The 12,195-nt window shown below is 65.5% G+C and carries 13 protein-coding genes; 10 read left to right on the top strand and 3 right to left on the bottom strand.

Annotated elements, in window-relative coordinates; translation table 11 throughout:
- Positions 1-82: 82 nt before the first annotated feature.
- From BZG29_RS07290 to BZG29_RS07330, 9 genes are all read left to right on the top strand, one after another.
- Positions 83-370, top strand: coding sequence for a hypothetical protein (locus tag BZG29_RS07290; protein WP_029496217.1), 288 nt, complete (start codon positions 83-85; stop codon positions 368-370).
- A 230-nt stretch (positions 371-600) separates the two neighbouring features.
- Entirely contained in the window at positions 601-1,125 is a 525-nt protein-coding gene (locus tag BZG29_RS07295; protein ID WP_077400604.1) for a hypothetical protein, read from the top strand.
- Between the two features lie 51 nt (positions 1,126-1,176).
- Entirely contained in the window at positions 1,177-2,817 is a 1,641-nt protein-coding gene (locus BZG29_RS07300) for an AAA family ATPase (protein ID WP_077400607.1), read from the top strand.
- Between the two features lies 1 nt (position 2,818).
- On the top strand, positions 2,819-3,541 hold the full coding sequence (locus BZG29_RS07305; protein ID WP_077400610.1) for a general secretion pathway protein GspB: 723 nt from the start codon (positions 2,819-2,821) through the stop codon (positions 3,539-3,541).
- 100 nt (positions 3,542-3,641) lie between these two features.
- Positions 3,642-5,129 (top strand): alkaline phosphatase family protein, encoded by a 1,488-nt coding sequence (locus tag BZG29_RS07310; protein ID WP_077400613.1) that lies wholly within the window; start codon positions 3,642-3,644, stop codon positions 5,127-5,129.
- Between the two features lie 94 nt (positions 5,130-5,223).
- Positions 5,224-5,760 carry a molybdopterin-guanine dinucleotide biosynthesis protein B gene (mobB, locus tag BZG29_RS07315; protein WP_077400616.1) on the top strand — a complete coding sequence of 179 codons (537 nt, stop codon included), beginning with the start codon at positions 5,224-5,226 and terminating at the stop codon, positions 5,758-5,760.
- 57 nt (positions 5,761-5,817) lie between these two features.
- The gene (locus BZG29_RS07320) at positions 5,818-6,018 is read left to right on the top strand and encodes a YjfB family protein (RefSeq protein WP_034781856.1); all 201 of its coding nucleotides are present in this window, start codon (positions 5,818-5,820) and stop codon (positions 6,016-6,018) included.
- A 252-nt stretch (positions 6,019-6,270) separates the two neighbouring features.
- The gene (locus BZG29_RS07325; RefSeq protein ID WP_077400619.1) at positions 6,271-6,573 is read left to right on the top strand and encodes a DUF2282 domain-containing protein; all 303 of its coding nucleotides are present in this window, start codon (positions 6,271-6,273) and stop codon (positions 6,571-6,573) included.
- Between the two features lie 17 nt (positions 6,574-6,590).
- Positions 6,591-8,213, top strand: coding sequence for a DUF692 family multinuclear iron-containing protein (locus BZG29_RS07330; RefSeq protein ID WP_077400622.1), 1,623 nt, complete (start codon positions 6,591-6,593; stop codon positions 8,211-8,213).
- Between the two features lie 129 nt (positions 8,214-8,342).
- Here the strand turns inward: BZG29_RS07330 and BZG29_RS07335 are convergent, their stop codons facing one another.
- The 3 genes from BZG29_RS07335 to fumC form a co-directional block, all read right to left on the bottom strand.
- Positions 8,343-8,627 (bottom strand): hypothetical protein, encoded by a 285-nt coding sequence (locus BZG29_RS07335; protein WP_070221826.1) that lies wholly within the window; start codon positions 8,625-8,627, stop codon positions 8,343-8,345.
- Positions 8,628-8,751: 124 nt separating this feature from the next.
- Complete coding sequence (locus tag BZG29_RS07340; RefSeq protein WP_071079051.1) at positions 8,752-8,973, bottom strand: RNA-binding S4 domain-containing protein; 222 nt, start codon at positions 8,971-8,973, stop codon at positions 8,752-8,754.
- A gap of 95 nt (positions 8,974-9,068) precedes the next feature.
- Positions 9,069-10,463, bottom strand: a complete 1,395-nt coding sequence (gene fumC, locus BZG29_RS07345) for a class II fumarate hydratase (protein WP_077400625.1) — start codon at positions 10,461-10,463, stop codon at positions 9,069-9,071.
- A gap of 171 nt (positions 10,464-10,634) precedes the next feature.
- On the opposite strand from fumC, the gene BZG29_RS07350 reads away from it, so the two are divergent.
- Entirely contained in the window at positions 10,635-11,792 is a 1,158-nt protein-coding gene (locus BZG29_RS07350; RefSeq protein WP_077400628.1) for a hypothetical protein, read from the top strand.
- Positions 11,793-12,195: the final 403 nt, after the last annotated feature.

Consider the following 12,195-nt stretch of genomic DNA (forward strand, 5'->3'; position numbering starts at 1 on the left):
GCTGTAGTGTTGCTTCCGCGCATGCTTGGCAAGGGACGCCATGAAGAGTAAAGTCCGCCTTTTACACCTGAGTTGGAAGAGCATGATGAACGACAAGGCAGCAAAGAGCGATTACTGGGACGACTGGCAGCAAGAGGCGCTGGCCGCTGGCGTGTCGGCGCCGCTGGCCGCGCTGGGCATGGAAATGATGCGCACGCACCGCAAGAACCGCTGGCCGAAGGATTTCCTGGGCCGCGAAAGCGATGGCCCGGTCATGATCGAAATGTGCCTGGAAGACGAAGCGGAAACGGAATTGTTCTTCATCGAGAACCTGTATCCCTACGATGCGGCGCTGATCGAAAAGACGCGCCGCCGCCTGTGCCTGCACTGATAGTGCGCTGACGCGCGACTGGAACGGCCGCCTTGTGCGGCCGTTTTGCTTTTCGGGTGGCATTTTCATGGGGGAGTGTCATAATGGCCCAGGCATTTCCGCCCAGGTATGGAGTAGATAATGAGCAAGGCACAGGACAGCAAGAAGGAAGCCAAGAAGGAACCGGCCAAGACCATGAAGGAAAAGAAGGAAGCCAAGAAGGTCAAGAAAGAAGAGCGCAAGCGCTGATCATGCGCCTGCGTCGCTTACTGTCGCGCCCGTGGCGTGCGCCGGCCCTGCTGGCGGCGCTCGCCCTGCTGGCCGTGGGCACGCCCGTGTCCGGCGTGCTGGCGCAGCAAAAGCCGCCGCCATCCACGTTCGGGCAAGTGGTGGGCAACGCCGTGCTGTGCATCGACCAGATCGACAACAAGGCCTTCTATGCGTATCTGCTGACGGCCTTCGGCCCCGCCTACAAGCATGAAGGGGGCGCCTACTGGTTCCGCACGGACGCCACCTTGTGGGGCGCGCCGATTACCGACGTGATCGTCAGCGACGATACCAGCCCCCTCGTCTTCATGGGCGTGGTGGCGGATTCGACGCCGGAAAAGCTGGAACCGGCCATCCGCGGCGTCTCGGGCCTGCGCTTCAATAAGCTCGACAATTCCGCCTTTCCTGTCCGTGGTTCCGTGCCTGGCAGTAAAATCGTCTACTTCCGCAGTAAGGCGAAAGTGTATTGCGCCAAATACAAGCCGTTGCCGCCCGCCCGCACCCGATGAGGGGTTCGGCTTGCCGCCGCGCATTTTGATCGTTTCATCCGCAGGGTCTCCATGTACACGCATTATTTCCAGCTCAAGCAATCGCCGTTTTCGATCGCCCCCGATCCGCGCTACCTGTTCATGAGCGAACGCCACCGCGAAGCGCTGGCGCACCTGCTGTATGGCGTGGGCAGCGGCGGCGGCTTCGTGCTGCTGACGGGAGAAATCGGCGCCGGCAAGACCACCGTGTGCCGCTGCTTCATGGAACAGATTCCGGAAAATTGCCAGCTCGCCTACATCTTCAATCCGAAACTGTCCGTCGAGGAATTGCTGCTGTCGATCTGCGAGGAATTCCGCATCGCCCTGGCGCCCGGCGTGGCCAGCGTGAAAGGCTATGTCGACGCCATCAATGCGCACTTGCTGGCCAGCCATGCGCAAGGCAAGAATAATGTGCTGATTATTGACGAAGCGCAAAACCTGTCCGCCGCCGTGCTGGAGCAGCTGCGCTTGCTGACCAACCTGGAGACGAGCGAGCGCAAGTTGCTGCAGATCATACTCATTGGCCAGCCGGAATTGCGCGCCATGCTGGCCCGTCCCGAACTCGAACAGCTGGCGCAGCGCGTGATCGCCCGCTATCACCTGGGATCGCTGACGGCGGACGAGACGGCCAGCTATATCCGCCACCGCCTGGCCGTGGCGGGCAGCACGGCGCAGACGCCGTTCGCGCCGCGCCTGATGGCGTCCATCCATGCCTTGAGTAAAGGCGTGCCGCGCCGCATCAACCTGCTGTGCGACCGCGCGCTGCTGGGCGCCTACGTGGAAAACCAGCCGCAGGTGACGCGCCAGATCCTGCGCCGCGCCGCCGAGGAAGTGTTTGCGGAAGAGGGGAAGCCGGCGGCCGGACGGGGGCTGCGCTGGCCGCACGTGGCCGGCGGCGTGCTGGCCGGCGCCCTGGTCACGGCCGCGCTGGCCTGGCATTTCATGCCGCGCCCGTCCGCCGTGCCCGCTGCACCTGCCGTGGCCGCCTCTGTGCCGGCCGCCTCCGCCGTGGCGGCTGCCGCCGCATCCACGCCCGCGTCCGCACCCGCGAGCGTGCCGGACCGCAACGCGGTGCTGCGCCAGCTGGCCAGCCTGTGGGGCGAGCAGTTGCCGGCCGGTGACGCTTGCCAGGCGGGCGCCCGCGCCGGCCTGCGCTGCCTGCACAGCCGGGGCGGCATCGCCGAGCTGCGCGTGCTGGACCGTCCCGCCCTGCTGGCCTTGCGCGACGGGGAGGGGATGGAACAGCTGGCGCTGCTGACGCGCCTGCAGGACGAGAACGCCACCGTGCTGCTCGATGGCAAACAACAAAGCGTGCCGCTGGCCCAGCTGGCGCAGCGCAGCGATGGCAGTTTCACCACTTTCTGGCGCGCCCCGCGCAGCTGGCGCGACGAAGTGCCGCTGGGCGCCCGCGGCGCCGACGTGGACTGGCTGGCGCAGCGCTTGGCGCAGCAGCAGGGTTTGCCTGCGCCGGTCCCGAATCTGCCGCTCGATGCCGAGATGCAAAGCCTGCTGCGCGCTTTCCAGCAGCGCCAGAACTTGCGGGCAGATGGCCTGGCGGGCCCGAAAACATTCATACGCCTGAGGCAACTGGGTGACAACTCGGAGCCGCGCCTGAGCAGCGCGGCTCCTGCCGTGGCAGCGCCCGCTGCGACGGCGATGGTGGCGGGGAAATAAGATGTCCTACATACTTGAAGCACTGAAAAAATCGCAGGCCGAGCGCCAATTGGGTGAGTTGCCGTCGATCCACGCACCGCAAGTGCAGCTGCACGATGGCGCCGCATCCGGCGCGGCGCGGCGCGCGCCCGTCTGGCTGGCGCTGGGCGGCGTGACGGTGGCCGTGGCTGCCGCGCTGCTGCTGTGGCAGCCGTGGCAGGCGGGCGCGGCGGCGCCTGTACCCGTACCTGTTCCCTTATCTGCTGCCGCGCCTGCCGTGCTGGCCCAGGCTGTACCAACGCCGCTGCCGGCAGTCGTCCCGCCGGCAGTCCCTGTGTCCGCGGCGGCCCCGCCAGCGGTCGCCGCGCCTGTGCCCGTGCCGCCAGCGGCCACCGCCGCGCCCGTGCACCATGCGAGGCCCGTGCCGGAACCGAAGCAGGAGACGCCAGGTCAGGCCGCTCCTGCCGTCCCCGCTCCCGTTCCGGCCATGCCCGCGCCCGCGCCGGCGGCCGAAGAGACCGTGCCCGGCATGCGCGACTTGCCCGAGCCGATACAGCGGCAAATCCCCGCTATCGCCATCGGCGGCTATATCTATTCGAAGAATCCGGCCGACCGCCTGTTGCTGATCGACAAGGTCTTGCGCCACGAGGGCGAGGAATTGGCGCCCGGCCTGGTGCTGGAAAAGTTGCAGCCGAAGGCGGCCATCTTCAGTTTCAAGGGCTACCGCTACCGCGTGCCATATTGAGTTGTTGCGCATCAAGGCCGGGCCGGCATAGCTGAACCATACTGGCCAGGCCTGGTCGAACCAGGGTCGCTGCGACCGTGTGCGCGGCCGGGGAGGTCCGATGATTGCTGCCGCAACTGCTGGCGAGGGTGTGCTTGATGCGCATGGCCTGGGAAACCTGGCGCGCATCGACCATATCGTCGTGCTGATGATGGAAAACCGCTCGTTCGACCACATGCTTGGCTACCTGAGCCTGGAAGGCGGGCGCACCGATATCGATGGCTTGCAGGCCGGCCATGCCAACGTGCATGCGGGCGTGCGCTACCCCGTGCACCATTTGCGGCGCACGGCCTTTGGCCCGCAGCAAGACCCGTCGCATACGGGCATGTCGGTGGCGCAGCAATTGCAAAACAATAACGGTGGCTTCGTCGACGATTATGCGCAAACGCATCCGGGCGACCCCGACATCGACCTGGTCATGGGCTACTACAACGGGGCCGACTTGCCCATGTACGATTTCCTGGCGCAGCAATTCTGCGTCTGCGACCGCTGTTACAGTTCCGTGCCGGGCGCCACCTGGCCCAACCGCCTGTATGCGGTCAGCGGCAAGGCGGCAGGCAGCAAGGACAGCAAGCGCGTGCCCCTGTATGCGAACAAATCCTTCGTGCGCCACCTCGAGCGGGCCCAGGTCAGCTGGAAGTTTTATTCCGCCTGGAAGCCCTGGAGCCTGGCGCTGACGGACGACCATTACCGCTCCTCCGACATGTACGAACCGTTCGGCTCCAGCGCCCGCCGCTATGGCTTCATCGGCGATGCGCTGGCGGGCGCCTTGCCCTCGGTCAGCTGGATCGATCCGCATTTCTTCGACAATGACGACCACCCGCCGGCCGATATCCGCGCCGGCCAGGCGCTGGTGGCGCAGGTCTACCAGGCCCTGTCGCGCGGTCCCGCCTGGGCGCGCACCTTGCTGATCCTCAGTTATGACGAACACGGCGGCTTTTTCGACCATGTGCCGCCGCCCGCCGCCGTGGACGACGACCCCGCGTTTCGCCGCTACGGCGTGCGCGTGCCCATGCTGCTCGTGTCGCCGCTGATCGCGCCGGGCAGCGTCAGCCACGAGGTGGTCGACCACACGTCGATCATCAAGACCATCCTGCAGCGCTTTTGCCGCGCCGCCGATGGCGCCTTGCCCCAGATGGGCGCGCGCGTGGCGGCCGCCAGCGGCCTGGGCGCCGTGCTGACGCTGGCGCAGCCGCGCGCGGCGCCTGCCGTGCCCGCAGCCGTGCAGGCGCAGCGCGCCGCCTGGGAAGCGGATGTGCGCGCGCAGGATTTCGCCCCGCTGGCGCCTGCCTCCCCGCCGGATGGCGCGCTGGCCGCCCTTGCCGCCGTTCCCTTCCAGTCCGATGCGGAGGCGGGCGCGATCGCCGCCCACCGGCAATTGGCGCGCAGGGCGAGGAATGCGCAGGCGGTGGATGGTAAAACGGCGAGTAAAACGGCGAGTCAAACGGCGGGAACGGCAGCGCCGAAGCCGGTGGGCAGGCGCCGGCGGCACGGCGGCAAACCGGGGCCCGCCAGTGCCAGGAATGGCGGGAAATCCGGCGGCGCTTGATTTGCGCGATGAGTCGGGCGATGCGCGGCGCCTGCGCCAGGCGCCGCCGCCGGTGGGCTGCGTATAATCATTCCTTCTCAATCAAGGAGTGACCATGCACGATGCGATGCCCGCACACCCGGTACTCGGTGTGATCGGCCGTTCCGGTAGCGGCAAGACGACCCTGCTGGAATTTGTGGTGAAGGAAATGGCGGCGCGCGGCTTGCGCGTCAACCTGGTCAAGCACAGCCACCACGACCTGGCGCTGGAACCGCCGCAAAAGGACAGCGCCCGCCTGCGCCTGGCCGGCGCGGCGGAAGTGCTGGTGGCGTCGCCGTACCGTTTTGCCATCGTGCATGAACTGCGCGGCGCGCCGGAACCCAGCCTGGCGCAGCAATTGGCCCGCATGGGGCCGGCAGACCTGACCCTGGTCGAAGGCTTCAAGACGGACCCCATCCCCAAGCTGGAAGTGTTCCGTCCGGAAGTGGGGCAGGCGCCCCTGTATCCGCATGACCCGCATGTGATTGCCGTCGCGTCGGACAGCCCGGCGCCGGCCGATTTGCGCGAGGGCGTGCAATGGCTGGACTTGAATGCGCGCGAGCACGTGCTGGCCTGGCTGCTGCTGCAGTTGGAAAATAAGCTGGAAAAATAAGCTAAAGGTTTGCCGGCGGCATCCGTTAACAAGGGTAGAACCTCATTGGAGAAACGTATGGACGTCGGAAGCATTGCTCAACTGTCAACCACGATGGCGGAGACAGGCACGCGGCAAGCCGTCGGCTTGACTGTCCTGAAAAAAGCCCAGGATATCCAAAGCTCGACTGCCACGGCCTTGCTGGCAGCGTTGCCACCGGTACAGTCGGCGCCAAGTCTGCCGGCACACCTCGGCAACCGCATCAACACGACCGCCTGAGCGCAGTCCCGCGGCGCCCGTCTGGCGCTTGCACTATTTACGCCCACACCACCGTCATCGACGGTGGCGCGTGGGCGTTTTTGTCTGTCTTCCTGCCTTCCTTCCGTTTTTCTCCCCTCTCTATAAAGTTGACTGATTGACCATGGTTCGCCATGGCACGGCCGATTCAGTAGAATGACGTCCATCACCTCGCGTTGCCCATCGGCGCAGCCGGGGCGTGCCGTTACTTTGACCCATGCAAGAGGATTCCCCATGAACAAACGTCAAGCTCTCATCGCCGCCGCCCTCGCGGGCATCTGTGCCGGCACCACCCTCAACGCGGCCGCGCACGATGGTCCCGCCCCTGGCGACAAGGAAAAGTGTTATGGCGTGGCCAAGGCCGGGCAGAACGATTGCGCCTCGTCCGACGGCGCGCACTCCTGCGCGGGCCAGGCGGAAGCGGATAACTTGCCGACCGAATGGACGTATGTTGCCAAGGGCACGTGCGAACAGGCGGGCGGTTCCGTCAAGCCCATCAAGGCCGGCAAGGCGGCAAAGCCGGCCACGCAGCCGTAAGCATCCGCCGCCTGCCCATGCCGCCGCCAGTTCAAGCGCTTGCCGGCGTCGGCCTGCGCGCCGCGCACTACCGCGACTTCCTGGCGCGCCGCCCCAGGGTGGGCTGGCTGGAAGTACACACTGAAAATTATCTGCAGCCGTCGGGCTGGGATAGTCATGTATTAGACACTCTGCGCCAGGATTACCCCATCAGCCTGCATGGCGTGGGCCTGGGCCTGGGGTCCGCGCGGGGTTTTTCCGAGAGCCACTTGCAGCGCGTGCGCGCCGTGGTCGAGCGCATCGGGCCGGTCCTCGTGTCGGAACACCTGTGCTGGGGCGCCGTGGCGCAGCAGCAACTCAATGATCTGTTGCCGCTGGCCTTGAATGGCAGCGCCCTGGATTTGCTGTGCGCCAGGGTGGCGCGCGTGCAGGATGTGCTGAAAAGGCCGATCTTGCTGGAGAATGTCGCCACTTACCTGCGTTTTGCCGACGATGCCATGAGCGAGGCGCAATTCCTGGCGGAGCTGGCGCGCCGCAGCGGCTGCGGGCTGCTGCTCGATATCAATAACCTGTATGTGAACCAGTGCAATCACGGCGAAGACGCCTTGACGGCCATGCAGTCCATCGCGCCGGGCAGCGTGGGCGAGCTGCACCTGGGCGGCCATCTGCAGACGCCGCATGCGGTGGTCGACCACCACGGCGCCGCCGTGGCCGATCCCGTCTGGGACTTGTATGCGGCCGCCTTGCAGCGCTTTGGCGCCATTCCCACCCTCGTCGAATGGGATACGGACTTGCCCGCCCTCGATGTCCTGCTGGGCGAGGCGGACAAGGCGCAAGCCATGCTGGCGCGGCATGAGCAACATTCGCCGTGGCATGGGGTGCCAGTGCCGCCACCGCCACCGTCCGCGTCGCTCGACGCGCTGGCGGCCGGCCAGCAGGCGTTTACCACGGCCTTGCTCGATACTGCGGCAACACTCCCATCGTTTGCGGGCGAGGCGGTGCCGCAGCGTTTCGCACTGTATCGCGGCAATCTGAGCGCCACCTGGCGCCGCACCCTGGCGCACGCCTATCCCGTCGTGCTGGCGCTGGTGGGCGAGGAATTCCTGGGCGGCCTGGCGCGCGCGTACGGCCGCCAGTATCCGTCAGATAGCGCCGATTTGAACCAGTTTGGCGCCCGTTTCGCCGATTTTCTGACCACTTTCCCGCATGTCGCCGACTTGCCCTATCTGCCGGACATGGCGCGCCTGGAATGGGCCGTGCACCTGGCCCATTACGCGGACGATGCGCAGGGTCTGGCGCCCGAGGTGCTGGCCGCCTTGCATCCCGATCAGCTGGAAGCGCGGCGCTTCAGCTTGCATCCTGCCTGCGCCTTGCTGGCGTCGCACTGGCAAGTGGCGGCCCTGTGGCAGGCGCATCAGGAGGGAGAAGGGCCGGGGATGTTTCCGCAGGATATGCCGGCGGCGAGCTGCGCGCTCGTATGCCGGACGCGCTGGAAGGCGCAGGTGCTGCTACTGGATGCGGCCGCGCATGCCGCCTTGCTGGCGTTAAAGCAGGGGCAGACGTTTGGCGCCGCGCTCGATGCGGCGTTCGAGCTGGACCCGGCATTCGACCTGGCCGCACACTTGCGCCAGTGGCTGGCGCATGCGGTATTGACGACCTGACGGTTTAGTACGCCTATCAAGACCTACTACGCGTCGTAATTTGCGGTCTGCGATGCTCACTGTACCTTCGTACAGTTGCGCTTCTCAACCACAACTTCCTTCCGCTCGCTACGGTTTTGTTAGGCGTTGTTATTCGAAGGCCCGCAGCAGGCGCGCTTCGCCCGTCTGATCGCGGTACAGGGCATTCGCGGCCAGGGTGGCGTCCATCATGCGCGTGACTTGCTCTTCTTCAAAGCGGGCGAGCTCGGCCGTCGCCGCGACGAGGGCCAGTTGCAGCCTGGCGCGCGCGCTCTGGTACAGGCTGCTGGTGTATTTGTCTGTGTTACGCAGCAATTCTTCCGCGTTTTCTATTACCTGGCGCAAGTCGCCGATCAGGCGTTCCTGGCTGCGCGTACCTTGTTCGGGATGGTCCATGGCGCTTCCCTTCTGCAATCGATATTTATCTGACAATAACGACGTGTTTGCAGCTTGATCCAGGCAGCCGGCTGGCAGGGCGCTGGTTGGACGCATGGGGCTGCTTTCGCACCCCATGCCGGCATCAGGCGGGAGCGACGACCGTGATACGGATATCGCCCACGCTGACGACCTGGCCGGCGCGGATCTTGGCGGTCTTGCGCAATTCCTTCTTGCCATCGACCTTCACCACGCCGCTATCGACCATGACCTTGCCTGCGCCACCGCTGTCGCACAAGCCGACCAGCTTCAACAGCTGGTTCAGCTCGACGAACTCGGATGTTAAATCAAAGCTTACTTTTTGCATTGTATCCCTTATTGCAATGATGTGTTTTCAACACTTGATGACGACCTCAACTAATCCATAGTTTACCTGAAGCCGCCAGCAATGCAGGGTGTAAGTCAGCTTTTGTTGGGCCGCGTCATCTCCAGGGGCACGATCCACGCACCGAATTGCTCTTCCGTCACAAAGCCCAGGGCCAGCGCCGCTTCCTTCAAGGTCGTGCCTTCATGCTGGGCCTGCTTGGCGATTTGCGCCGCCTTGTCGTAGCCGATGTGCGGCGCCAGCGCCGTGACCAGCATCAGGGAGCGCTCCATCAGTTCGGCGATGCGACCACGGTTCGGTGCGATGCCGTGCGCGCAATGCTCGTCGAAGCTGCGCATGCCGTCACCGAGCAGGCGCGCGCTTTGCAGGAAGTTGTGCGCAATCAAGGGCTTGAAGACGTTCAGCTCGAAATTGCCCGAGGCGCCGCCCACCGTGATGGCGACATCGTTGCCGAACACCTGGCAGCACAGCATGGTCAGCGCTTCGCATTGGGTGGGGTTGACCTTGCCCGGCATGATGGAGCTGCCCGGCTCGTTTTCGGGGATGGTGATTTCACCGAGGCCCGAGCGGGGGCCGGATGCCATCCAGCGCACGTCGTTGGCGATCTTCATCAAGGCCGTGGCCAGGGTTTTCAGCGCGCCATGGGCGGCCACCAGCGCGTCGTGGGCGGCCAGCGCGGCAAACTTGTTGCTGGCCGTCTCGAACGGCTGGCCCGTCAGGCGCGCCAGTTCCGTCGCGATGCGGCCGGCAAATTCCACGTGGGCATTCAATCCCGTGCCGACGGCCGTGCCGCCGGCGGCCAGCTGCAGCAGCGGCGGCAACGCTGCCGTGATGATGTGCTCGGCAAAATCCAGCTGCGCCACGTAGCCGGAAAATTCCTGGCCCAGGGTCAGCGGCGTCGCGTCCTGCAAGTGGGTGCGGCCGATCTTGACGATGTCGGCAAACTCCGTCGCTTTCGCATCCAGGGTGGCGCGCAGCTGGCGCAGCGGCGGCAAGACCGTGTTGGCGACGGCCAGCGCGGCCGCCACGTGGATGGCGGTGGGGAAGATGTCGTTCGAGGACTGGCCCAGGTTGACGTCGTCGTTCGGGTGCAGCAGGCGCTCGGCGCCCCGCAAGCCGCCGATCAGCTCGGAACCGCGGTTGGCCAGCACTTCATTCATGTTCATATTGCTTTGCGTGCCGGATCCCGTCTGCCAGACGGCCAGCGGGAATTCTGCGTCATGCTTGCCGGCCAGCACTTCGTCGGCCGCCTGCGTGATGGCCACGGCTTTCTTGCCATCCAATAGACCCAGGTCCAGGTTGACGTGGGCGGCCGCGCGCTTGACGGTGGCCAGGGCGGCGATCAGTTCGGGCGGCATCTTTTCCGTGGAGATATGGAAGTGCTCAAGCGAGCGCTGCGTTTGCGCTCCCCACAGCCGGTCGGCGGGTACGTCGATCGGGCCAAAACTGTCGCGTTCGATTCTGCTGCTCATGGCATCCCTTTCATCGATGGAGGTGGATCGAGTGTACTCCAGGCGTTAAAAAAGCACAGGATGATGCTGTATTGCATCATTTTTGCACTGACCCATCTATATTTTTGCGATTTCCTGCCGTTAAAGACAGGCGAGTTCCCCTTCTTATCCTGTTATCAAAGCGATCAGTCCATGCAGAGCAGCATCTTTCCCCGTTGGTCCCTGATCGCGTGCGCCGCCGCCAGCCTGGCCTTGCCGCCCGTCATGGCGGCCGAACTGGGTGACATGGCCGTGTTGTCGCACGTGGGCCAGCCCTTGCTGGCCGAGATAGAACTGACGGCCCTGACGCCCGAGGAAGCCGGCGGCGTGGCTGTGCGCCTGGCTTCGCCCGATGTGTACCGCGGTGGCGGCATCGGCATGGATCCGGCCCTGCAAACCTTGACCATCAGCCCGCTGGAACGCGGTGGCCGGCACTATGTGCGCGTGACAACGCGGCAAGCGATCCAGGCAGGCCACGTGCATTTGTATTTATTGCTGGGCAGCGGCAATGGCGCCGTCGTGCGCCTGGGCACCTTGTGGCTGACGCCGGCCCTGCCCGCCGCCGCCGTTGCCGCTGTCAGCGCGCCGGCCAGGCCCGCCGTTCCGGCGCCCGCGCCTGTAGCAGTGCCTGTGCTGGTGGCCGCGCCGCTGCCGCGCGCCGTGTCCGCCGCACCGTCGCCCGATGCCGCCGCGCTGGCGGCCCGCGCGCGCGCCGAGGGCTTGGTGCGCCCGCCGCGCGTGTTCGTGCCGCCGCCCGCCGCGCCCACGCCGCCCGCTACCGCGCTGCGTCCGGCGCCATTGCGCCGCACCACGGCGCCCGTTGCCGCTTGCGCGCCGCAAGCCAATATTGAGCAGGCGCAAGCGTGCGTGGCGCTGGACGAGAAAAACGCGGCCTTGAATGACAAGCTCGGCGAATTGGAAGGCAAGATCGGCGCCTTGCAACTGGCGCTGGCTCAGCCTGTCACCGCTGCCGCCGCCGCTGCGCCGGCTGCCGCGCCGGCCGAGGCGCAGGCGCCGCATGCCAAGCCCAAGCCCCTGCACGCGGCGCCGGCCGCCGACAAGGAAAAGAAGCCGGGCGGCAACGGCTTGCTGTGGCTGGGTATCGGTACCCTGGCCTTCCTGTTGCTGACGGCCCTCATCGTATATGTCGTGCGCAAGCGCAAGCAGGCGGCGGGGCCGGGTGCGCCGTCGAAATACTGGGTCTTGCTGCGCAAGCCATTCGGCCGCAAGAAGAAGGAGGTGCCCGTGCTGACGGAAGCGGTGGAGGAGGGGGCGGCGGACGAGCCGGAGCCGGAGCCGTTCTCGCGTTAATGATGTTGCAATGACTGCGGCAAGGCGCTGCCGAAATTTGATATAAAAAAAGATATTGAAAAAAGACAGAAAAATGCTGGTATCGCGTGTTGCCTGTTTCTTAAATATGGTGATATGATTAATTCAGTGGACTTGCTCTACGACAAAACAGCCCCAGCCTGGCGCAGTCACCAACGATAGTGTGGCGCGGCAAACAGGTGTAGCGTTGCATAAACGCCTGGGTCTGGAAGCGGTTTGCGATGCCGACGATGTGCTCGCGAACGCCGGATGCAACCGGCAGCGAGGCGACGCCAGGAGATACCTGGGGCTCGCCTTCCAAATTCCCCCTCCTTGTTTCCCGAGCGCCGCAGATGGCGCGCTCCCCGGCAAGGCGGCAGACGTAAAAAAAGCACCCGCGGGTGCT

It is taken from the genome of Janthinobacterium sp. LM6 (assembly GCF_002002885.1).
GTDB classification, from domain to species: Bacteria; Pseudomonadota; Gammaproteobacteria; order Burkholderiales; family Burkholderiaceae_D; genus Janthinobacterium; species Janthinobacterium kumbetense.

What these genes read in the sequence shown, in the direction of transcription:
- BZG29_RS07340 (WP_071079051.1), bottom strand. Translation starts at nt 8,973, where the DNA reads ATGCAAAAAGTAAGCTTTGATTTAACATCCGAGTTCGTCGAGCTGAAC.
- BZG29_RS07290 (WP_029496217.1), top strand. Translation starts at nt 83, where the DNA reads ATGATGAACGACAAGGCAGCAAAGAGCGATTACTGGGACGACTGGCAG.
- mobB (WP_077400616.1), top strand. Translation starts at nt 5,224, where the DNA reads ATGCACGATGCGATGCCCGCACACCCGGTACTCGGTGTGATCGGCCGT.
- fumC (WP_077400625.1), bottom strand. Translation starts at nt 10,463, where the DNA reads ATGAGCAGCAGAATCGAACGCGACAGTTTTGGCCCGATCGACGTACCC.
- BZG29_RS07300 (WP_077400607.1), top strand. Translation starts at nt 1,177, where the DNA reads ATGTACACGCATTATTTCCAGCTCAAGCAATCGCCGTTTTCGATCGCC.
- BZG29_RS07330 (WP_077400622.1), top strand. Translation starts at nt 6,591, where the DNA reads ATGCCGCCGCCAGTTCAAGCGCTTGCCGGCGTCGGCCTGCGCGCCGCG.
- BZG29_RS07350 (WP_077400628.1), top strand. Translation starts at nt 10,635, where the DNA reads ATGCAGAGCAGCATCTTTCCCCGTTGGTCCCTGATCGCGTGCGCCGCC.
- BZG29_RS07310 (WP_077400613.1), top strand. Translation starts at nt 3,642, where the DNA reads ATGATTGCTGCCGCAACTGCTGGCGAGGGTGTGCTTGATGCGCATGGC.
- BZG29_RS07295 (WP_077400604.1), top strand. Translation starts at nt 601, where the DNA reads ATGCGCCTGCGTCGCTTACTGTCGCGCCCGTGGCGTGCGCCGGCCCTG.
- BZG29_RS07320 (WP_034781856.1), top strand. Translation starts at nt 5,818, where the DNA reads ATGGACGTCGGAAGCATTGCTCAACTGTCAACCACGATGGCGGAGACA.
- BZG29_RS07325 (WP_077400619.1), top strand. Translation starts at nt 6,271, where the DNA reads ATGAACAAACGTCAAGCTCTCATCGCCGCCGCCCTCGCGGGCATCTGT.
- BZG29_RS07335 (WP_070221826.1), bottom strand. Translation starts at nt 8,627, where the DNA reads ATGGACCATCCCGAACAAGGTACGCGCAGCCAGGAACGCCTGATCGGC.
- BZG29_RS07305 (WP_077400610.1), top strand. Translation starts at nt 2,819, where the DNA reads ATGTCCTACATACTTGAAGCACTGAAAAAATCGCAGGCCGAGCGCCAA.